Genomic DNA, 20,341 nt, shown 5'->3' with positions numbered 1-20,341 from the left:
AATATGAAAAAGCTTATAATCGTTTCTACAGCAGTTATTGTCATACTTCTTATGCTAATAACTTTGAATAAGGATACACAGACAGGTATTTCATTAATTATTACCTTGGGAGTGTTTTTTATACTCTTTATGAGTTATTTTTACTTTGAAAAGTCCAATTCAGGTACAAAGGAAATAGCTGTAATAGCTACTTTAAGTGCTTTTGCAGCAGTTTCAAGAATGGTTTTTGCACCTATTCCAAATGTAAAACCTGTAACCTTCCTTGTAGCAATTTCAGGTTTTGCATTTGGTCCCTATGAAGGCTTTTTAATTGGCAGCACTGCAGCCTTTTTATCCAATATATTTTTTGGACAAGGGCCTTGGACACCCTGGCAAATGTTTTCCTGGGGGCTTGTGGGAATTTTATCAGGAGTATGGGGAAAAAGGGGAAAAGGAGTTTCTGCTATAACATTTTCCATAGTATGTTTTGTATTCGGTTTTATGTTTGATTGGATTATGAATATATGGTATGTATCTGCCTTTATAAAACCAATAAGTATTAAAAGTATTATAGGAGCATATATAGCAGGCTTGACCTTTGATATTTTGCATGGAGGAGGCTCCTTTATATTCTCCATAATTTTTTATGATAGTTTTTTACCAGTGCTGAAGCGTTATAAGATGAAGCTTGATATAAGCTATATCAAGTGAAATCAATAAATTTGTAAAAATTAGGTGGGAGTTGGAATATGGATAAAAATAAAAAGAAATATGTAATAGCAGCATCAGCTTTTGTTATCTGTTTTCTTTTGTTTATTTTAGCTGTCAGAGTACAAAAAATGTACGCTAACAATGTTACTAATGAACAATCAACTTCTCAAAAAAAACAGAGTGATACTGGAAAAGATGAAGCTAAAAAAAGTATAGAAGTAAAAAAAGAAGATAAGAAAGTGGAAGACAGATCTACTAAAGCAGAAGCTGCTAAGAATAAAGAAAGCAGTAATACAAAAACAAGCAGCACAGCGGCAGCTAATGCATCTGGCGCAAGCAGTTCCAGTACAAGTAACACACAGGCAAATTCAAAGGTTAACTCAGCTGCTAGTGAAAATATAAAAGTAAAGCCAGATGATCCAGTTGAACAATATTCATTTCAGTTTATTGATACAGTCAATGGAAACAATGTGTTTTTAAAGAAGAATGTTGACAATATGGATGGAGAAACTGTAGGCTACATAACAGAAAAGCTTTTAGATGAAGCAAAAATAAGTTTTAAAGCTACAGGCTCAACGTCTACCTTATATTTTGCTGCTATAAATGGACTTGAGGAGAAAAAGGCAGGAAAGTTGTCTGGCTGGTGTTACTATGTAAGAAAAAAAGGAGAAAGTAAGTTTCAAAAGCCTAATATAGGAAGTGGACAGTGGATATATCATAAAGGAGATATCATAGTTTGGAAATATCTTGCCGATGGAATACACGATGGTTATTCTGATGACTGGATGTAGCAATTTAAATTGTCATAATAGCATAGTTCATAATAATTTAATTAAAATTTGATAATTTGTTGACAAATAAGGAAAAATGATGTAATGTAAAGGTGTAGATAATTACAAATTTAATAATATTTGGTACAGGCTTCCCTGATGGGAATTAATAGGGAAAGTGGTGAAAAGCCACTGCAGCCCCCGCTTCTGTAAGGATGATGAAACTCACAATATACCACTGAAGGCATGAGCTTTTGGGAAGGTGTGAGGAGTAAAATGATTCTAAGTCAGTAGACCTACCTGTTTCTATGGATATAGTGCTCTCGGAGGGAGAGATAAGTATCGAACGATGTTGTGATTTTAGTTTTTTAAGCTAAAGCTGTATTCGTGTCGTATATTGAAGACCTTCGAAAGAAGGTCTTTTTTATGTTTAACTAAAGATAAAGCTTATATAAATGGTCAAATAAGTCAGCAAGCTTGCCTTTATATTAAAAAATACCCTCAAATAATTTAAAATGTCTTCTTACCTATTTCCCTATATAAAGGCAAGCATAAAAATATAACAGTTATATAGCTGAATAAACAATATGTGTACACAAAAATAAAAAACAAATATTCAAAGAAAAAAATAAAAATAAAGGGAGCGTGTAAAAAATGATTAGAACACTAAAAAACAAATTATTTGCTACTTTGTGTGTGACAGCATTAACTTTAGGAGCTGTAACAGCTACATCCACTTTCAATAATGTACAAGCAGCTGAAACTACAACAGTAAAAACTGTTTATGTGGATGTTGAGAAGGATATTTTAGGGCAAGCACCTATTGTAAAACCAGTAAAGGTTCAAATTACTAGTGATGAAGTTAATGAAAAAATTAAATATGCTACAGTAAAGGCTGCTTATGAGCAAGATGTAGATGTAAGGTTAGACGACAAAGGCACTTATGTACAAGCTTTTTCTGATACTTCAGATACTCAAGCTGAATTTTCAAATAATTATAAATATAAAGATAAAATACCAGCAATTTGTTTTGATACAAAAACAGCTTATAGTCAGCCAATTGTAACAGATCCAGATTATTTAAGTGAAAAAGAATTTGATGGAATATCTGGATGGATGTTTACTGTTAATGACAAAATGACTTATGGCAGCAATTCTTGGTATACTGCAGATACACCTTTAACTGATGTACCAGATGGGGCTGTAATACGTTGGGAATTTTCAGCAGCTGATGGATGCGATTTAGGAATGTCAAATTATCTGCCAGATGGAACAGTTAGTTATGGATATTACAATTGGAAAAATAAAGAGGATGCTCCATTCTTTACTGGAAGAGCAGATAAGACAGCTTTAATAAGATCTATGGCTAATCACAGCGATAAGGCAGATGCAGCTTATGTTAATGCATTAAAAGATTTGAAAGATTTAACAATTCAGCAAGCTGATGTTAATGATGACATGGATGTAAGTGGTAATTTAGTAACTCCTAGATCTTAGCATTTAAATTTTTATAATTAGATTTATAACATAACATTATATAAATATTGATCGTTAAAATAACCTAAAATGGTACAGTTGCTTCATTAAAAAATTTTTACTTAGTTTAATATTACGAATTGCCAGTTTGAAAAATAATTTTATAAAATATGAGAATGGGCTAATATACTGATTAGCCCATTATTTTACATTGAAAAGGAGAATTAAAATGAGAAAGTCTTTGAAAAAACTAAGCTTAGGAATGATATTGGTGTTCCTTTTAATGATATTTAAACCTTATTCTGTCCTGGCAGAAGGAGGTTCGAAGACACCAGTTAAAATATCTGTGAATGTGCAAATAACAGCTGCTAATAAGACTTATGATCCTAAAATTTCTTTAGATGAAAATTTTAAAACAACAGTGACAAGTGTAAAGGTAGTTTCTGAAAATGGTAAAGATGCAGCTTTAATAGATAAATATAAAGTTAATGGAAGTTATGAGGGAGAAGTAAAGCTTGATGGTCCTACTATTGGAGATGTACCTGTATTAATTGATAATAGTAAATTGAAAATTACATATACACCAAATGATGATTATGAATTTACACTTAATAAAGTTTTACCTGTAAGTGTTAAGGTTTTTGATGATGGAGCAGCAACACCTACAATAGAAGAACAAAAAAAGCAAATTGAAAGAGCTAAAAAGGCAGAAGATGATCTCTATAGTAAATTAGGGATTGGAAAAGGAACCGTACCTGAATTTTCTTGGGGTGGAAGCAGGTCTATAGATGGAAAAGCAGAAGGTACGATTGAACTGAATGATTATGTTTGGGAAGTATTTTCCTCTGCTCGTTCCGGTTATACAGGCGTAAGAGCGGGTTTTTATGATGATTGGTTTAAAATGATACAAAATGGTTTGCAAAAAATGAAAGATAAAGGCATAACTGCACGAGATGTAAAATTAACGGAATGGGAAAAATTAATTTTAGCTATTACGGCAATAGGCTATGATGCTAGAGATATAAAGTCATATGACTTAATAGAGATAGTTTCCAACAAGGCTAATAAAGCAGCATCACCAGAGTATTTATCACTTCAGTATGGAATTTTGGCATTAACTTGCAATGATTATATGGATTCTGTGTCTCAAGATGAAAATCATATTAATAGAGCTTATATAGAAAATTATGTACAAGGATGTGCTGCAAACAAAATAGCTAATTCTGGAAAAGAAATTATAAATAGTATATCTGATTTAGCTTATATGCAAATTCAGCCAATGGTTGCTTATTATGATCCAAATGCAGAAAAAGGAGATAAATACTATGATGTAAAACAGGCTATGCAAATAGTGTTTGATGAATTTTCTAATGCACAAACGTATGGAGGCTTTTTTTGGGGAGGAAAGGAGTATATAAATAATGCGTGGACAAATGCTCAGGTATATATGACTCTTGGAATGGCTAAAGTGAATATTTTTGATAAGAAATACATTAAATGTGGCAAAACTGTGATAGATGGTGTATTGGATGTTGTTCCTGAGGTTACATCCAGTTGGTATGAACCTACACAGATATGTAGGGGGATAGATTCACTTATTAGAGCTTATGAAGGAAGAAATTCAATTTTTGATTGTACAGATGTTAAGGAATCAACAATACCTGTAAATGATGCTATATCAGCATTACCAGTTATAATTACATCTGATAATAAAGATCAGGTTGATGCAGTTCAGGCATTATATGATTCTCTTAGTGATGCAAAAAAAGCTTCTCTTAAGGAAAGCACAAAGGCAAAACTTGCTGCAGCACAAGATGCTTTAAACAATGTTGATAAAGCATTAAAAATTTCTAATTTAACAGATAAAAAGGAATTTAAATTAGGAGACAATGCTAAAGTATCTGTAAAAGTTGAAAATAATTCGGATAAAGATAAAGAGGTTTCATTAATAGTAGAATTATATGATGGAAGTAATAAATTTATTAAATACGTATGCAGTAATAAAACTATAAAAAAAGCACAATCAGCTATTTTAGATGGTATTATAAAGCTTCCAGAACAAGGAACATACAATTTAAAGGCATTTGTATGGGATAGTTTAGAAAATATGAGTCCTCTTTTCAATGAAATAGATATGCCTGTTAAGTAAAATACAAGTATAGTTAGGGGAGGAAAAGATGATAAATAAGAAAATAAAAATTTTAGTTTGTATTTCTATGGTATGCACTATGCAGTTTACAGGAATAGGAATATTAGGAGATAACAATATATTTGCAGAAGCTGCATTATCAGCAAGTCCTGCAAAAAATGAAATGCAAGTATCGCAAGAGGATAAGAAAAGCGTACAAGCATCAGAAGATTCTAATGGGAAAGTTCAAGTGTCACAAGATACTGATGATAAATCACAAACATCACAGGATAGAGGAAATGCAGTAGAAAAAAATGATACAGAAGCTGTTATAAATGTAACAGAAATAAGCTTGGATAAAAATAGTGCAAGTTTAAAAGAAGGAGAAACAGTAGAACTTAAAGCAACAGTAACTCCAACGGATGCAACTAATACAAAGGTAATATGGGCAAGTAGTGATACATCTATAGCAACAGTAGATGAAAATGGAAAAGTAACAGCAGTAAAGGCGGGGACAGCAGATATAACAGCAGCTTCAGAGGATAATAAAACTTTATCAGCTAAATGTAGCGTTACTATTGGAGCTGCAAATTCGTTACATATTACAAATTCAACATTAAAAAGCAAGCTTGTAGCAGCGGTAGGAAAAGGCAGTGATTATACAGGAGATTTAACGGAAGGTGACTTAGAAGCTATTAAGGGAACAATTGATCTTTCTAATTCAGATATTACAGATAGTGATATGACATTAATGAACTATCTAAAAGGAGTATCAGCTATTAATTTATCCAACAATACAGCTATAACCTATAATGGATTTAAAAAAGACTATTTTGATTGGACAACAGCAAAGAGTCTGGATTTTAGTGGGTGTACAGGAATAAAGTTCACACCAGCTTCAAGAGATGGCATGTTTGCTTTTGCAGAGTGCAATAATTTGACTTCTATAAGTTTACCAGAAGGAATAGAAACTATTCCTATCGGCTGTTTTTTGAAGTGTACAGCTTTAACTAATATAAAAATTCCAAATACGGTTGAAACTATAAGAAAAACTGCCTTTCAAGGTTGTACATCACTATCATATGTTAGAATTCCTAATAATGTAAAAACCTTAGAAGATAATTGCTTTTCAGGATGCACTAATCTTGCTGTACTAGACTTAAGAGATACAAGTTTTACGGCAGATAAAATTAAAAATGTAGGATGTTCTGATTCAGTAGCTTTACTTTGTGGTCAGGATGGTAAGCTGTCACTTAAAGAAACATCAATAAAAACAGGGGGAAATCAAACAATTACTTCTGAAATCCCATCAGAAAAAAATGTTACATGGGGAAGCACAAATACTGATGTAGTTACAGTTTCAAAGGAAGGTGTGATAACAGGGATTAACCCAGGGACTGCATATGTTTATGCAAAAACTGAGGATAACAGTTACAGTGGAATATGTAATGTTACTGTAACTGCCAAGGATAATCCACAAACAATAGCTGTAACAGGAATAAGCTTAGATAAAACTAGTGCAGACCTAAAGGAAGGAGATATGGTAGAACTTAAAGCAACTGCAGCTCCAGAAAATGCAACCAATAAAAATGTAATATGGAAGAGCAGTAATGAAGATATGGCAACAGTAGATGAAAATGGAAAAGTAACAGCAGTAAAGTCAGGGACAGCAGATATAACAGTAATGTCAGAGGATAATAAGAATGCAACAGCTAAATGTACGGTTACTGTAACTGCAAAAGATGTTCCACAAACAGTATCTGTAACAGGAATAAGCTTAGATAAAAGTATTGAAAGCATAAAGGCAGGAAGTGTATTAGAACTTAAAGCAACTGTAGTTCCAGAAAATGCAACCAATAAAAATGTAACATGGAAAAGTAGTGATGAAACAGTAGCAACCGTAGATAAAGATGGAGTGGTAAAAGGAGTAAAAGCAGGAACAGCAGATATAACAGTAGTTTCAGAGGATAATGAAGTTTTAAAAGCTAATTGTACTGTTACTGTTAGAGCTGCAAATTCTTTAGATATTACAAATCCAACATTAAAAAGCAAGCTTGCAGCAGCAGCAGGAAAAGGCAGTGATTATACAGGAGATTTAACGGAAGATGATTTGGCAGCTATTACAGGAACAATTGATTTGTCTAATTCGAACATTACAGATCCTGATATGACACTAATGAAAAATCTAAAAGGAGTATCAGCTATAAATTTGTCTAATAACAAAGGTATAACATATAGTGGAGTTAAAGGATTAAATTTTGATTGGACAATACCAAAAAGTTTGGATTTTAGCGGGTGTTCAAGCATATTTAAAATACTTCAATTTGCATTTGCTAGTAAGCCTAATAAAAAAATAAATTTGATTTCTATAAATTTACCTGAAGGAATGACAGAAATTCAGTCATCTTCTTTTACAAATTGCCAAAGCTTAACTAATGTAAAAATTCCAAGTACCATTTTAAGCATAGGAAATCTGGCCTTTTCAGGATGTTCATCGCTGTCATATGTTAAAATTCCTAATAGTATAAAAGACTTAAAAAATTTAGGGAGTGGGTGCTTTAAAGGCTGCACCAATCTTTCAATACTAGATTTAAGAGATACAATCTTTACTAAAGATAACACCAAAAATGTAGGTTATCCTGATTCTACAGTTGTGCTTTGTGGCAAGGATGGTCAGCTGTCACCTGAAGAAGTATTAATAAAGGCAGGTGGAACTAAAACCATTACTAGTAAAATTCCATCAGACAAGAAGGTTATATGGGGAAGTACAAATAATGATGTGGCTGCAGTTTCAAGTGACGGTGTAGTAACAGGAGTTAAGCCGGGAACTGCGTATATTTATGCAAAAACTGATGATGATAGCTGCAGTGGACTTTGTACTGTAACAGTAAAAGATTCAGCATCTTTTGTGGATGTGTCAAAAGTGGAGTTAGATAAAACAAGTGCAAGCTTGAAAGAAGGAGAGACAGTAGAACTTAAAGCAACTATAACCCCAACGGATGCAGCAAATAAAAATTTAATTTGGACAAGTAGCGATACATCAATAGCAACAGTAGATTCAAATGGTAAGGTAACAGCAGTAAAAGCAGGAACAGCTACAATAACGGCAGTATCGGATGATAACAAAGATATAAAGGCACAGTGTACAGTTACAGTAGATCCAAAGGATGATACTAAATTAATAGGAATAACTAATGAAAACCCTGATTCATCAGTAAAATTGGGAAATGATGCAAAAGTATCAATAAAAGCAGTAAATAATTCTGATAAAGACCAATATGCTGTATTAGTAGTAGCATTGTATGATGAAAGTGGTAATCTAATTAAATGTGCAAGTGGTGAAACGACTATTAAAAAAGAAGATTTTTCAGTTTTAGATGCAAGAATGAGTCTTCCATCAGAAGGAAAGTACACATTAAAAGCCTTTGCATGTGACAGTTTGGAAAATATGAAGGCTATTTCTAATACTATAGACATACCAATTAAATAAGTAATAGAAATTAAATGAGCTAAGTATGAAAAGATACTTAGCTCATTTGAGTAATCATCTATATAAAAAGCTTAAATACTTCACTGGTAATAAACTTAACATCGGGATATAATAGCAAAATACATACATCATCATTCATATATTTCTTATTTAATTTGTAAGAGCTGTTATACAAATAATACTGTTCTATTAATTTATTTTTATAATCAATAATTAAGTATTCTTCTATTCCTTTTTCTGCATACAAATTCATCTTATAGCCTCTATCATTTTCCTCTGTAGATTCGCTGAATACCTCAAATACTACCTTTGGTGTTTCTAAGTATAATAAATCATTTTCGGCTTTTTCTCTTATGCTTTTACCACAGAAAACTGATATATCAGGTATTCTATATTCATTTTCTGTAAATTTGATATGCATTTCATTTGTAACTACGCAGCTCATTGGCAGTTTAGATTCTAGAATATTACATAAATTTCTTATTGTTTTACCATGTCTTGCATTAGGACTAAAATAATATATCTTACCTTTTGAGTATTCTGTTACATGACCGGTATTATCTTTAATACTTTCTGCTACTGCTATAAATTGTTCATAAGTTAAAAATTTATTAGAAATAGGCTCGCTCATTAAACTCCACCTTTCTTCTTATTACAATTTTATTTGAGTTTATTATAACATGTTTTATAAGTAATAGTCATTTATAAAATCTTCACTTGTTGACAAATAAGGAAAAAAGATATAATATGGTTGTGTAAACAATTACAAAAATATTAATATTTTAGTGCAGGCTTCCTAAATGGAAATTAATAGGGAAAGTGGTGAAAAACCGCTGCAGCCCCCGCTTCTGTAAGGATGATGAAACTCACGATATACCACTGAAGGCATGAGTCTTTGGGAAGGTGTGAGGAGTAAGATGATTCTAAGTCAGCAGACCTACCTGTTTCTATGGATATAGTGCTCTCGGAGGGAGAGATAAGTATCGAGCGATATTATGATTTTAGTTTTTTAAGCTAAAGCTGTATTCGTGTCGTATATTTAAAGACCTTCGAAAGAAGGTCTTTTTTATGTTGTTATATAAAAAATTATCAAAATGTTCAATAAGCCGTCAAACTTGCCTTTATATTTAAAATATTAGGTGCATTAATACCCCCTAGATACGATATGTAAAGGCAAGCATAAAATATATAAATAAAAATCATATACTTATTAAAAAAACTGTAATTTGTAATGTAGAGTTTATACATTAGCTATTTATAGTTTTTGTATGAATATTAATGTTTAAAATACCATGAAATCGCACATTTGCTTCATTAAAAATTTTTACCTAGCTTAACATTATGAACTGCAGTTTTAAAAATAAAATAATGGGCTAGTGAATTGATTAGCCCGTTATTCTAGATTAGAATGGATAAGCAACAAAGTTCTCTCTTTAAAAAATTACCATAGGGCTATCTTATAGTATGTTTTAAATACAATATACTATAAGGTAGTCTATTTAAATATAAAAATTGTTTGATATGTTTTTAAAGCTGATATTTTAATAAGAAAATTTAATTAATGGGGGATATGTAAATGCTAAAGCTAATGAATTTGTCTACATACAATTATGATCTTGAAAGATTTAACTTTCAAAGTGACCAAATAACAAAATTTTTGGAAAAACACAATATGGATGGTGTTGAACTTTTAAATCCAATTATGTGGGAAGAAAGTATTCTTCCTAAAGGAATAGTTAAAGGGGTACATTTAAAATATTATCCTACATGGTTGGATTTTTGGAAAAGTGATAAAAATGAACTTTTGAGGCAATTTAAAACTGAAGATATTATAGAACAATATTATTCAGGTAATAGTAGGAAAGTTATGATACAACATTATAGAAAAGAAATTGAAGCTGCAGCTAAAATAGGTGTAAAGTACATGGTTTTTCATGTAGCTCATGTGGAGGTTGAGCATGCTTACGATTATAATTTCACTTATTCTGATAATGATATTGCAGATGCAGCAATTGATTTGATAAATCAGGCATTTGAAGGGGTGGACACAGATATAGAACTTTTATTTGAAAATATGTGGTGGCCTGGATTTACCATGCTTGATAAAAAAGTTGCATTAAGATTGCTCAATGAAGTTGAATATAAAAATAAAGGATTTATCCTTGATATATCTCATTTAATGAATACAAATTTATATCTTAAGGATGAAAAAGAAGCAGTTCAATATATAATAAATACTGTAAAGAAACTTGGAGATTTAAAAAATCTAATAAAAGGTATACATCTTAATTCATCACTATCAGGAGAATATGTAAGGTCTCAAATAAGGAAGAAAGAGAAGGAGAATAAAGAATTTGATTTAAATCCATTGAGTGAAGAAGTATTTATGCATGTTTTTAAAATAGATTGCCACAAACCTTTTAAGGATAAAAATATACAGCAAGTTATAGATTTTATTAATCCAAAATATCTTATATATGAATTGGTTGCTGATTCTATAGAACAGCTTGAAGAATATATTGAAATTCAAGATAGTGCTTGTGGTAAAGATGTTGACTTTTTACATATTTAATAATATACTAAAAATGAAAATTTAATATTGATAGTATTAGGTGCTGCCATTAATTGTAAATGGAAGTTAAAAGGGAAAGTGGAAAAGCCACTGCAGCCCGCCGCTACTGTGAGGATGATGAAACCTTATTCATAAGTGAGTCACTGGATAATTTTATCTGGGAAGACAAGGGAGTAAAATGAATCTGAGCCAGGAAACCTGCCTAGTATCTTGTTGATTCTTTCGGAGGGGGAGATGTATACAATTGCAAAGTTATAGGTGTTTAGTTATGTATAAGCATTTTATTTTGTTATTTTCAAGAGAACCTCTAGGGTTCTCTTTTCATGTTTTTTGATATTCAATTTAAAAATTCTATTTTAAATTATTATTAGCATTTAAAAATGAAGGAGAATTAAAATGGATAAGACAATTATTGAAAATAACAAACAAAAGAGCACATCTGAATTAATAGTTAAATGTCTTGAAAATGAAAATGTGGAATATATTTTTGGAATACCAGGAGAAGAAAACATTGCATTTATGAATGTATTAAAGAATTCTTCAATAAAATTTATTACAACACGACATGAACAAGGAGCAGCCTTCATGGCAGATGTCTATGGAAGATTAACAGGAAAATCTGGTGTATGTCTTTCAACCTTGGGGCCAGGGGCAACTAATCTTATGACTGGAGTAGCTGATGCTAATCTTGATGGAGCACCTGTCGTGGCAATCACTGGGCAGGCTGGTACAGATAGAATGCATATAGAATCCCATCAGTATTTGGATTTGGTGGCAATGTTTGCACCGGTGACAAAATGGAACAAGCAGGTAGTAAGACCAGATACAGCACCTGAAATTGTAAGAAAAGCCTTTAAAATGGCCATGAGTGAAAAGCCAGGAGCTGTTCATATAGATTTACCTGAAAATATAGCTACAATGCCCGCAGAAGGCGAACCAATAAAACATGGAGAAATAGAAAAAAGTTTTGCTTCATATAGCAGTATTGAAAAGGCAGCTGTGGCTATTTCAAAGGCTAAAAAACCAATTATATTGGCTGGAAATGGAGCTGTTCGTGATAAAGCCAGTGCGGCATTGATACACATGGCGGAAAGATTAAACATACCAGTTGCAAATACTTTTATGGGAAAGGGAATAATACCATATACTCATTCTCTTTCAATTTGGAGCATAGGACTTACTCAAAGAGATTATGTTAATAGAATTATTGAAAAAGCGGATTTAGTTATTGCAGTGGGTTATGATTTAATTGAATATGATCCAAAGAAGTGGAATCCAAAGAGTACCATTGAAGTAGTACACATCAGTGAGGAAAAAGCGGAAATAAATAAGTGTTATACTCCTTTAGTTGAGGTCATTGGAGATATTTCAGATTCATTATATGAAATAACAAGACGTTCAAGCAGGCAAGAGAATTCAAGTTATGCGTTAAAAATAAAACAAAGTTTAGTGAAGGAATATAAGTGCTATGCAGAGGATAAAAGTTTTCCTATGAAGCCTCAAAAAATACTATATGATTTAAGGCAAGTTATGGGAGAAGATGATATAGTAATTTCAGATGTAGGAGCACATAAAATGTGGGTTGCTCGTCATTATCACTGCTTAAAGCCAAACACCTGCATAATATCCAATGGATTTGCATCTATGGGTATAGCAATACCAGGTGCAGTAGCTGCAAAACTAGTTAACCCTGATAAAAAAATTGTTGCAGTAACAGGAGATGGTGGATTTATGATGAACAGCCAGGAACTTGAAACTGCTGTAAGAATAGGAACTCCTTTTGTCACTTTAATATTTAATGATAGCAGTTATGGACTTATTAAATGGAAACAGGAAGAGCGCTTTGGAGAATCTACTTGTATAAATTTCACAAATCCGGATTTTGTAAAGTATGCTGAAGCTATGGGCCTTAAAGGGTATAGAATTAATAAGGCTGAAGATTTAGTTCCAATACTTAAGGAAGCACTAGAACAGAAGGTTCCAGCTATAATAGATTGTTCTGTTGATTACAATGAAAATATAAAGTTAACTCAACATCTTAAAGAAACTAATCTTTAAAATATTTATTTAATATTAGTGTAAAGAGGTATGTTATGGAATTACGTAAAATAGAAATAGTATCAGATTTTGCACATTTTAAAAAGCCATTTGCAACAAAACAGCAGTTTACATATACCATTCCACCTATATCAACTGTAATTGGGATAATACAAAACTTGTTCCATGAAGGCATCAGTGATTTTGTATTTGGATTTACTTTTAAGTATGATGAAATTTTTAAAGATATTCAGAAAATATATAAGGAAGTTAACTTTAATACAAGGAAGGAAAGAGAAAGATACAATAAAAATGGAGTTTGGACATCAGATGTATGTGAAATACATTACTTGGTTAACTCAAAATTGGTTATTTATACAGATATTGAAGATGAATTGAAAATTAATGAATGTCTAAATTTAGGTAAAACCGATTGCCTGGCTAGAATATTAAGTGATAAGGTAGTTGAGTTAAGCAGAAGATATGGAGTTGGTTATGGTCAGTGGACAGAACCTAATGTACAAGGAAATGGTTTCCCAGAAAGAATTGCAGTAGAAACTAAATATAATGGTAAAAAGGGTTACTATGATATATATACTAAGCTGGTAAAATTAAATGATGAATTTAGTTATGAAGGATATAATGATGATGAAATGATTTATCTTTGGCAGTATAGTAAAAGAGGTGAAATTAGTGAATTTAAACAGAGTATTTATTAATATTGAATGTGAAGAAGATTGTATTTTAAATTATAACTATCAATATAAATTGTTACAAGTGCTATATAGTGCTTATTCATTTCAAAATCAAACAAATGCTAAAATTTTTCACGATGAAGGATTCAACATTGATAATAAAAAGTTTAAATTGATAAATACTTGTTTAATGTTTGAAGATGCTAATTTTTTGAATGAAGGCATAGAACTAAAGAAATGTGAAAATGTTAAAATAATGCTTTCGGGAGTAGAAGATGTAATCAATGAAATAGTAAAAGGGTTACTTAAAATGCATAAGGTCATTATTGATAATTGTAATTTTACTATAGAAGGTGTTTCTACTGATAAAAAGAAAATTAATTATAAGAAAACAATTCTTTATAAAGTGCTGACAATGGTAATTGAAAGCATATATGAAAATGGTAAAATAAAATATTTAAGCATTTATAATAATAAATTTTATAATGCTTTGGCGCAAAACTTAAGAAGAAAATACAAGTTAATTTATAATGAAGATTTTGATGATGAATTATTTTTTGATATAGAAAATATTTTAACTGTGAAAAAGAAAAAAATAAACAATATAAAAGATAATGGATACTTAGTGGGATATGGAAATTTCAATATATGGATTTATACAAGTGTTAAAATGCAAAAAGTAATTTATTATTGTGGAATAGGACAAAATAACACCTTGGGTGCAGGTGTTTTGATAAATTTAACAAGTAAGTAAGGTGAAGGTTTATGGAAAGAACTTATAATGTTTTTGTAGACAATGGGTTGTTTGTTGCAGCGAATATTTTAGATAAAAAAGTAGAGGATGTTACAATAAATGATTTAAAGAATAATACTAAACTGTTTGGTGAAAAAGTATATAAATTCACAACTTCTGACAGGTATAAAAAAATAAGTAGTATGAGCTTTCATAATTCAGCTTTTGATCAACCAGCATATAGAACTAATAGAAAAGAAAAAATTCAAGAACAGTTTGGTGTAATTATGGACAATGTTGGTGAAGATGAATATTGCTGCATATGTGGCAATAAAAATATAGAATTTAGTAAGCCTGAAAATTTTTTAACAAAACTTAATAGAGCTTTTATTATAAATTGTGTAGCTGATACTTTTTATAATCATAGTAATAATTTAAGTACTGTTAACATTTGTCCTGTATGTATACTGTTAGGTATGCTTTCAACTCTCAACATGAGAAAATCAGGGTATATTGTTTTATTTAATTCAATGAATAACGACTTTATGTATGGTTTGACACAAAGGAGAGAAAATGAATTTTGTCAAAAGCAATTTAACAGCAGTGGAGTAAAAGGTGATAACACACTTGAATTGCAAAATGAAATACTTGACTTAATAGTTAAAGAAAAAGGAAAAGATAGTTTAAAAGTTTATAAAGTTAATAATGGTAAAGGTGAATTTTATAATGAAGAACTTTTAAGTGCAGAGTATATACAATTGCTCTATGAAATTTATTCTGAGGGTTTAATTTATGAATTTAATCAAAGTGGATTATTTTACAATATGCTAAAGGGTAATTTGAACAGAACGTATTTATATAAGCTTATAGACTTTGAAAAATGCGAAATTAAGTATTCAAAGAAATTATTAATTATGTTAGAAGGGAAATTAAATAAATTGAACAAGTCATTGAATGAAATAATACAGAGTATATGTAAAAAAATATGTAAAATTGGATGCAAAGATTGCCTGATTCAATTAAAGAATGTATCTAACTATAACAAATTTGTTGAATTGATATTAAATTGGCAAGAATCTTATAGTGATAAAAAGCAGGAAAGCTTGTTAAAAAATCAAGAAGAATTTGACATCATAACAGACAGAAAAAATTATTATAGTATTAAAAATAAAATAATGTTTGAATTGATATTAAATAAAGGAGTGTTATAATGAAAATTTTGAATGAAAATAGATTTTTAAATATGGCATACTTTATTGAAATTATAGAAGGAAGATTAAATGGAAGTTCAGAACAGGTAGAAACCAATAGAAAAACAGGGTTTGATAATGTTTCTTATGTGAAAAAGATTAGCGGCGGCAGGGGAATAGTTTCAGCACCTTGTCAGAAGTTTAATATTAAAAGATTTATGGAGAGTAATGGCCTTGAAATAAGCAAAAAAATTAAAAATGGCAAAAAAATATCAATATCGGCATTACCACATAAATATGTTGATGAAGATATATTTGGTTTTATGAGAGCAGATAAAGATGAGTTAACAGAAGAACAGTATGAAAAATTAGATGAGCTTGAGAAAAAAACATTAAAAAAGGATGGTAAAAAGTGGGTTAGAAATATTACAAAGAAAAGAAAATCAAGATTTATGATGAGTCCTCTTGTATGTACAGATTATGGCAAGATCAATTTAGAGTGGAATATAGCATCAACAACCGGTGATTCAATGCCATATTGTGTAGAAACATATTCAGGAATATTTGAAGGAATATCAAATCTTGATATAAATAATATTAGTAATTTTACTGTTTCAAACAATGAAGCCGAATTTAGAGACTATTCAGATGCAGAGGTTAATAATAAGATAGTTAATGAAAAAGAATTAAAAATATCAAATAAAATTAAGCTTGATAGAATAGAAACATGTTTAAGAGGACTTCAATATTTATCAATTCAAGGAAATCAAAATAATCATCTTACAGATACTACACCTAAATTTATAATTTTGGCTGAATATAGTTGGGGAAACAATGTTTTCCAAGGCATAATTAAAAAAGGTGGGGTAGATATTCAAGCTTTAGCTGAATCATTGGAAGATAATGATAGATTTAGAATTAGTGATATTTGGATTGGAGTAAGTAGAAGGATTGATAATGAAAAATATAAAACTTTAAAAGAAAAATTAGAAAACGAATTTAATGGTATGGAGTATATACATTTAGGAACAGTCAAACAAGCTTTTGATGGATATTTAGAATATTTAAAATATAGTTTAGACTTTGAGAAATGATTGAATAAATTACCAGCTTATTCAATATCAATAAGTTAATCGTTACTATCTTAGTTATAAATTCTGTAACCGGCCTGGTTTATGTATCAGGTAATAGAGTTTAATATTTACTATAATTAGTTATAAATTTTAGATGGGTTTGTTTAAGTTTAAAGAGAAAGATATTAATGTTTACTATGTTAGTTATAAATAGTACATCAAAGAGAGTAGCAATAATAAAAGTATTAGTTTAATATTTACTATATTAGTTATAAATGAAAGAGATAGACAGGAATTTCAATTAGCAAAAAGTTTAATGCTTACTATATTAGTTATAAATGGAAAAGGCGTAAAAAGAGGTATTTTTGGTGTTGATATGTTTAATGCTTACTAAATATTAGTTATGGAACAGTTGATTACAATGAATTCTATTTAAAAATACCAATTTATTAACAATTTTTTATAAAATATTGACAAAAATATATTTAACAGATATTATATACATATAACATGGTAATTTTTATATTAAAATTTAATGTGATAAAGATTAGATTTTTAATAGAGTTTGTATATTTTTAAACAATATAATATTTTAATAGGTGTCGATTGTAATCAGAAGTATTATAAATCGGTGAAAAGGGGAAGATGGGTGAAAGTCCCACGCGGTCCCGCCGCTGTAAGAGAGGAGTCCCTCTGAGAATGCCACTGAATGATCGGGAAGGCAAGAGGTGATGATGATGCTTGAGCCAGAATACCTGCCTGTTTTAATACCTGTTGCTCTACGAGAGATAGAGGAGGTTTAATACAGTGTGCCTATTTTTAGTATTAACTCATTGTCTTTTGAGAGACAATGAGTTTTTTTAGTATACATGATATTTTTAATATTTTTGGAGGTAAGTATGTCAGACGTATTAGTTATTGCAGGAACAATGGATGCTAAGCAAATAATAAACAAGCTTTATAAAATTGGTGAAAAGGTCACTGTAATGGTTACCACTAAGTTAGGTAGTGAGTTGATTGATCATGATGATAGTATTGATATTTATCAAGGAAAGATCAATAAGCTTAGCATTATTGATATGATAGACAAAGTACAGCCAAAGTGTATAATTGATGCTTCCAATCCTTTTTCAGTAGACATATCTCGAAATGTAATAAGTGCTTGTGAGCCAACTGAAGTACCATATATTAGGTTTTTAAGAGAAAAGGTAGTATATGAGGATTATGACGTTATAAAGGTAAAAAATTATAAAGAAGCATATGAACGCATCCTGGAATATGAAGGTAATATCTTACTAACGGTAGGAAGTAAAAAAATTGAAACCTTCACTAAGATTCCTGACTATCGAAACAGAGTATACCTTAGAGTGCTTCCAGATTGGATGGTCTTAAAGAAATGTGAAGAACTGGGATTCAATTCAAGAAATATAATAGCAATGAAGGGACCATTCAGTGAAAAGTTAAATGAGGAAATATTTAAATATTGCAATGCTTCTGTTTTAGTGACAAAAGATAGTGGTAATACTGGGGGCGTTATAGAAAAAATAAGTGCAGCTAGAAAATTAGGAATTAAAATAATTATGATTGAAAGATCTGATGAAAATTATGAAAATAAAACGACTTCAATTGAAGGAATAATTGATTTTGTAAAGGAAATAAGTATCAAAACAAAAAAGTAGTAATTCTAAAAAATTATTATTTTGGAATGGGTAAAAATTGAAAGGAGGTGCGAAATGGATAAAACAGCAAATATGTCAAATCATAATCATGAAAATGAGAAACATCATCATAGAATTGGTCATAAACATGGTGAAGGATTTTCTATTGATTTTTATTCTTATAGTTCAAAAATAAGGCACTGGAATCCTATTTTTAAAGTAGCACTTTCTGTTTTAGTATTGATTCTTTGTATTGTACTTAACAATCCATATGTATCCATTATGGTGATTATTGCAATGACCTATGTGACAGTTGTAAAAGGGGAACTTCCATTACGTGAATATTTGTCAGTAATGACAATTCCCATGACATTTATTCTACTGGGTACTTTTACTATTGCCATTGATTTTTCAAGGCAGCCCTTAGGACAATATAATCTGTATCTTGGTTTTGCCTATGTATTCACTTCTAATTTAAAGCTTGAGGAAGCTGTATTTTTGATATTAAAGGTTTTTGCAGCTATTAGTGCACTGCAGATGATGACATTATCAACTCCATCTTCTGAGATTATCTATGTACTTCGTAAGGCACATGTGCCAAAGCTTATTATAGAACTTATGAATATGATTTATCGCTATATTTTTGTTTTAATGGATGTGTATAGTAAAATGAAAAATTCTGCAGAGTCTCGAGAGGGGTACTGTGATTTTAAAACCTCCTGCTATACATTTGGAGGCATTGCAAGTAATATGTTGGTTACTTCACTGAAAAGAGCAAACTCCTATTATGATGCTATGGAGGCTAGATGTTATGATGGGGAATTCATATTTTATGAGGAAGATAAAAAGGTGGAAACAATACATATTGTTACAGCAGCAGCATTCATAATTTTTTTAATTGTAATATGGAGCTTTACAAGATAGGGAGGAGCTATTATGGAAAAAACAATATTAAAGGTTGAAGATTTGCATTATGTTTATGGAAATGGAAAAGCTGCATTGAAAGGTGTAAGTGTGGATATTCATGAAGGTGAAAAAATTGCTGTTATTGGCTCCAATGGATCTGGAAAATCTACATTTTTTTTGAATATTAATGGTGTATTTACACCAGAACAAGGAAAAATCATTTATCGGGATACAGTGGTTAATAAGAAGAACTTAAAGGAACTTAGAAAGAACATTGGAATTGTATTTCAAGATGCAGATAATCAAATTATTGCATCTACGGTTATGGCAGAAGTTGGATTTGGACCTATGAATTTAAAGCTTCCAAAGGAAGAAGTAAAAAAGAGAGTTGATGAAGCTCTAGCATATATGAATATTTCTGACTTCAAAGATCGACCTCCTCATTATTTGAGTGGTGGAGAAAAGAAAAGAGTTACTATTGCAGATATTATTGCTATGAAGTCAGAAATCGTTATTTTTGACGAACCTACAGCAGCACTAGATCCTTTAAATGCCATGATGTTAGAGGAAGTTTTAGAGAAGCTTGCTTCAGAGGGGAAGACAATGCTCATTTCCACTCATGATGTAGATTTTGTATACAGGTGGGCCGAAAGAGCCATTGTGTTCTGCCATGGAAAAATTATAGCGGATGGAACACCATTGGAAATTTTCAAAAACAACGAAGTTTTAAAACAGGCGAATTTAAAGCAGCCAACTATGTTGGAGGTTTATGAATCTCTTGTAGAAAATCACTTGATAGAAGATACAAAGTTTTATCCTAAGAATACTGAAGAATTTAATAAAATGCTTGAAAAACAGATACCTTTTCTAGGTGCATTGGCTTAGATTAAATATAAATTTAAATTAACACAAGGGGGAAAAAT

General features: G+C 30.6%; 15 protein-coding genes and 4 riboswitches. Of the genes, 14 read left to right on the top strand and 1 reads right to left on the bottom strand.

The window, feature by feature from the left end; translation table 11 throughout:
- Nucleotides 1-3 precede the first annotated feature (3 nt).
- From Ccar_RS11615 to Ccar_RS11595, 5 genes are all read left to right on the top strand, one after another.
- Nucleotides 4-690, top strand: coding sequence for an ECF transporter S component (locus Ccar_RS11615; RefSeq protein ID WP_007060294.1), 687 nt, complete (start codon nucleotides 4-6; stop codon nucleotides 688-690).
- Between the two features lie 38 nt (nucleotides 691-728).
- Entirely contained in the window at nucleotides 729-1,481 is a 753-nt protein-coding gene (locus tag Ccar_RS11610; protein WP_007060295.1) for a DUF4430 domain-containing protein, read from the top strand.
- 110 nt (nucleotides 1,482-1,591) lie between these two features.
- Nucleotides 1,592-1,778: riboswitch (cobalamin riboswitch) on the top strand.
- Between the two features lie 336 nt (nucleotides 1,779-2,114).
- Nucleotides 2,115-2,957 (top strand): hypothetical protein, encoded by an 843-nt coding sequence (locus tag Ccar_RS11605; protein WP_007060296.1) that lies wholly within the window; start codon nucleotides 2,115-2,117, stop codon nucleotides 2,955-2,957.
- A gap of 208 nt (nucleotides 2,958-3,165) precedes the next feature.
- Nucleotides 3,166-5,085: a hypothetical protein gene (locus tag Ccar_RS11600; RefSeq protein ID WP_007065006.1), complete on the top strand. Its 1,920-nt coding sequence runs from the start codon at nucleotides 3,166-3,168 to the stop codon at nucleotides 5,083-5,085.
- Nucleotides 5,086-5,113: 28 nt separating this feature from the next.
- Nucleotides 5,114-8,554 (top strand): Ig-like domain-containing protein, encoded by a 3,441-nt coding sequence (locus Ccar_RS11595; RefSeq protein ID WP_007060299.1) that lies wholly within the window; start codon nucleotides 5,114-5,116, stop codon nucleotides 8,552-8,554.
- Between the two features lie 58 nt (nucleotides 8,555-8,612).
- Here the strand turns inward: Ccar_RS11595 and Ccar_RS11590 are convergent, their stop codons facing one another.
- Entirely contained in the window at nucleotides 8,613-9,185 is a 573-nt protein-coding gene (locus Ccar_RS11590; RefSeq protein ID WP_007060300.1) for a Uma2 family endonuclease, read from the bottom strand.
- Between the two features lie 141 nt (nucleotides 9,186-9,326).
- Nucleotides 9,327-9,513: riboswitch (cobalamin riboswitch) on the top strand.
- Nucleotides 9,514-10,130: 617 nt separating this feature from the next.
- Between Ccar_RS11590 and Ccar_RS11585 the strand changes: the two genes are divergently transcribed.
- The 9 genes from Ccar_RS11585 to Ccar_RS11545 all read left to right on the top strand — a co-directional run bounded on the left by Ccar_RS11585 (nucleotide 10,131) and on the right by Ccar_RS11545 (nucleotide 20,303).
- Nucleotides 10,131-11,126 (top strand): TIM barrel protein, encoded by a 996-nt coding sequence (locus Ccar_RS11585; protein ID WP_007060301.1) that lies wholly within the window; start codon nucleotides 10,131-10,133, stop codon nucleotides 11,124-11,126.
- A 21-nt stretch (nucleotides 11,127-11,147) separates the two neighbouring features.
- Nucleotides 11,148-11,346: riboswitch (cobalamin riboswitch) on the top strand.
- 176 nt (nucleotides 11,347-11,522) lie between these two features.
- Nucleotides 11,523-13,184: an acetolactate synthase large subunit gene (locus Ccar_RS11580; RefSeq protein ID WP_007060302.1), complete on the top strand. Its 1,662-nt coding sequence runs from the start codon at nucleotides 11,523-11,525 to the stop codon at nucleotides 13,182-13,184.
- A gap of 35 nt (nucleotides 13,185-13,219) precedes the next feature.
- A complete protein-coding gene (cas5, locus tag Ccar_RS11575) occupies nucleotides 13,220-13,882 on the top strand; it encodes a CRISPR-associated protein Cas5 (RefSeq protein WP_007060303.1) in 663 nt (220 codons plus the stop codon).
- Nucleotides 13,857-14,612, top strand: coding sequence for a CRISPR-associated endoribonuclease Cas6 (gene cas6 / locus Ccar_RS11570; protein WP_007060304.1), 756 nt, complete (start codon nucleotides 13,857-13,859; stop codon nucleotides 14,610-14,612). Before cas5 ends, cas6 begins: the two co-directional genes overlap by 26 nt.
- Nucleotides 14,613-14,623: 11 nt before the next feature.
- A complete protein-coding gene (locus tag Ccar_RS27230; RefSeq protein WP_007060305.1) occupies nucleotides 14,624-15,802 on the top strand; it encodes a hypothetical protein in 1,179 nt (392 codons plus the stop codon).
- Entirely contained in the window at nucleotides 15,802-16,875 is a 1,074-nt protein-coding gene (locus Ccar_RS27225; protein WP_007060306.1) for a hypothetical protein, read from the top strand. The genes Ccar_RS27230 and Ccar_RS27225 overlap by 1 nt, the downstream gene beginning before the upstream one ends.
- Before the next feature lie 559 nt (nucleotides 16,876-17,434).
- A riboswitch (cobalamin riboswitch) is annotated at nucleotides 17,435-17,631 on the top strand.
- 122 nt (nucleotides 17,632-17,753) lie between these two features.
- Entirely contained in the window at nucleotides 17,754-18,533 is a 780-nt protein-coding gene (gene cobK, locus Ccar_RS11555) for a precorrin-6A reductase (RefSeq protein WP_007064060.1), read from the top strand.
- Between the two features lie 54 nt (nucleotides 18,534-18,587).
- On the top strand, nucleotides 18,588-19,436 hold the full coding sequence (cbiQ, locus tag Ccar_RS11550) for a cobalt ECF transporter T component CbiQ (RefSeq protein ID WP_007064061.1): 849 nt from the start codon (nucleotides 18,588-18,590) through the stop codon (nucleotides 19,434-19,436).
- Between the two features lie 12 nt (nucleotides 19,437-19,448).
- Entirely contained in the window at nucleotides 19,449-20,303 is an 855-nt protein-coding gene (locus tag Ccar_RS11545) for an energy-coupling factor ABC transporter ATP-binding protein (RefSeq protein WP_007064062.1), read from the top strand.
- Nucleotides 20,304-20,341: the final 38 nt, after the last annotated feature.

The organism is Clostridium carboxidivorans P7 (assembly GCF_001038625.1).
In the GTDB taxonomy this organism is placed as follows: domain Bacteria; phylum Bacillota; class Clostridia; order Clostridiales; family Clostridiaceae; genus Clostridium_AM; species Clostridium_AM carboxidivorans.
This window is presented reverse-complemented; position numbering and strand designations above follow the sequence as displayed.

Excerpts from the sequence above, each read along its gene's own strand:
- Ccar_RS11615 (WP_007060294.1), top strand. The coding sequence starts at position 4 with ATGAAAAAGCTTATAATCGTTTCTACAGCAGTTATTGTCATACTTCTT.
- Ccar_RS11610 (WP_007060295.1), top strand. The coding sequence starts at position 729 with ATGGATAAAAATAAAAAGAAATATGTAATAGCAGCATCAGCTTTTGTT.
- Ccar_RS11605 (WP_007060296.1), top strand. The coding sequence starts at position 2,115 with ATGATTAGAACACTAAAAAACAAATTATTTGCTACTTTGTGTGTGACA.
- Ccar_RS11600 (WP_007065006.1), top strand. The coding sequence starts at position 3,166 with ATGAGAAAGTCTTTGAAAAAACTAAGCTTAGGAATGATATTGGTGTTC.
- Ccar_RS11595 (WP_007060299.1), top strand. The coding sequence starts at position 5,114 with ATGATAAATAAGAAAATAAAAATTTTAGTTTGTATTTCTATGGTATGC.
- Ccar_RS11590 (WP_007060300.1), bottom strand. The coding sequence starts at position 9,185 with ATGAGCGAGCCTATTTCTAATAAATTTTTAACTTATGAACAATTTATA.
- Ccar_RS11585 (WP_007060301.1), top strand. The coding sequence starts at position 10,131 with ATGCTAAAGCTAATGAATTTGTCTACATACAATTATGATCTTGAAAGA.
- Ccar_RS11580 (WP_007060302.1), top strand. The coding sequence starts at position 11,523 with ATGGATAAGACAATTATTGAAAATAACAAACAAAAGAGCACATCTGAA.
- cas5 (WP_007060303.1), top strand. The coding sequence starts at position 13,220 with ATGGAATTACGTAAAATAGAAATAGTATCAGATTTTGCACATTTTAAA.
- Ccar_RS27230 (WP_007060305.1), top strand. The coding sequence starts at position 14,624 with ATGGAAAGAACTTATAATGTTTTTGTAGACAATGGGTTGTTTGTTGCA.
- Ccar_RS27225 (WP_007060306.1), top strand. The coding sequence starts at position 15,802 with ATGAAAATTTTGAATGAAAATAGATTTTTAAATATGGCATACTTTATT.
- cobK (WP_007064060.1), top strand. The coding sequence starts at position 17,754 with ATGTCAGACGTATTAGTTATTGCAGGAACAATGGATGCTAAGCAAATA.
- cbiQ (WP_007064061.1), top strand. The coding sequence starts at position 18,588 with ATGGATAAAACAGCAAATATGTCAAATCATAATCATGAAAATGAGAAA.
- Ccar_RS11545 (WP_007064062.1), top strand. The coding sequence starts at position 19,449 with ATGGAAAAAACAATATTAAAGGTTGAAGATTTGCATTATGTTTATGGA.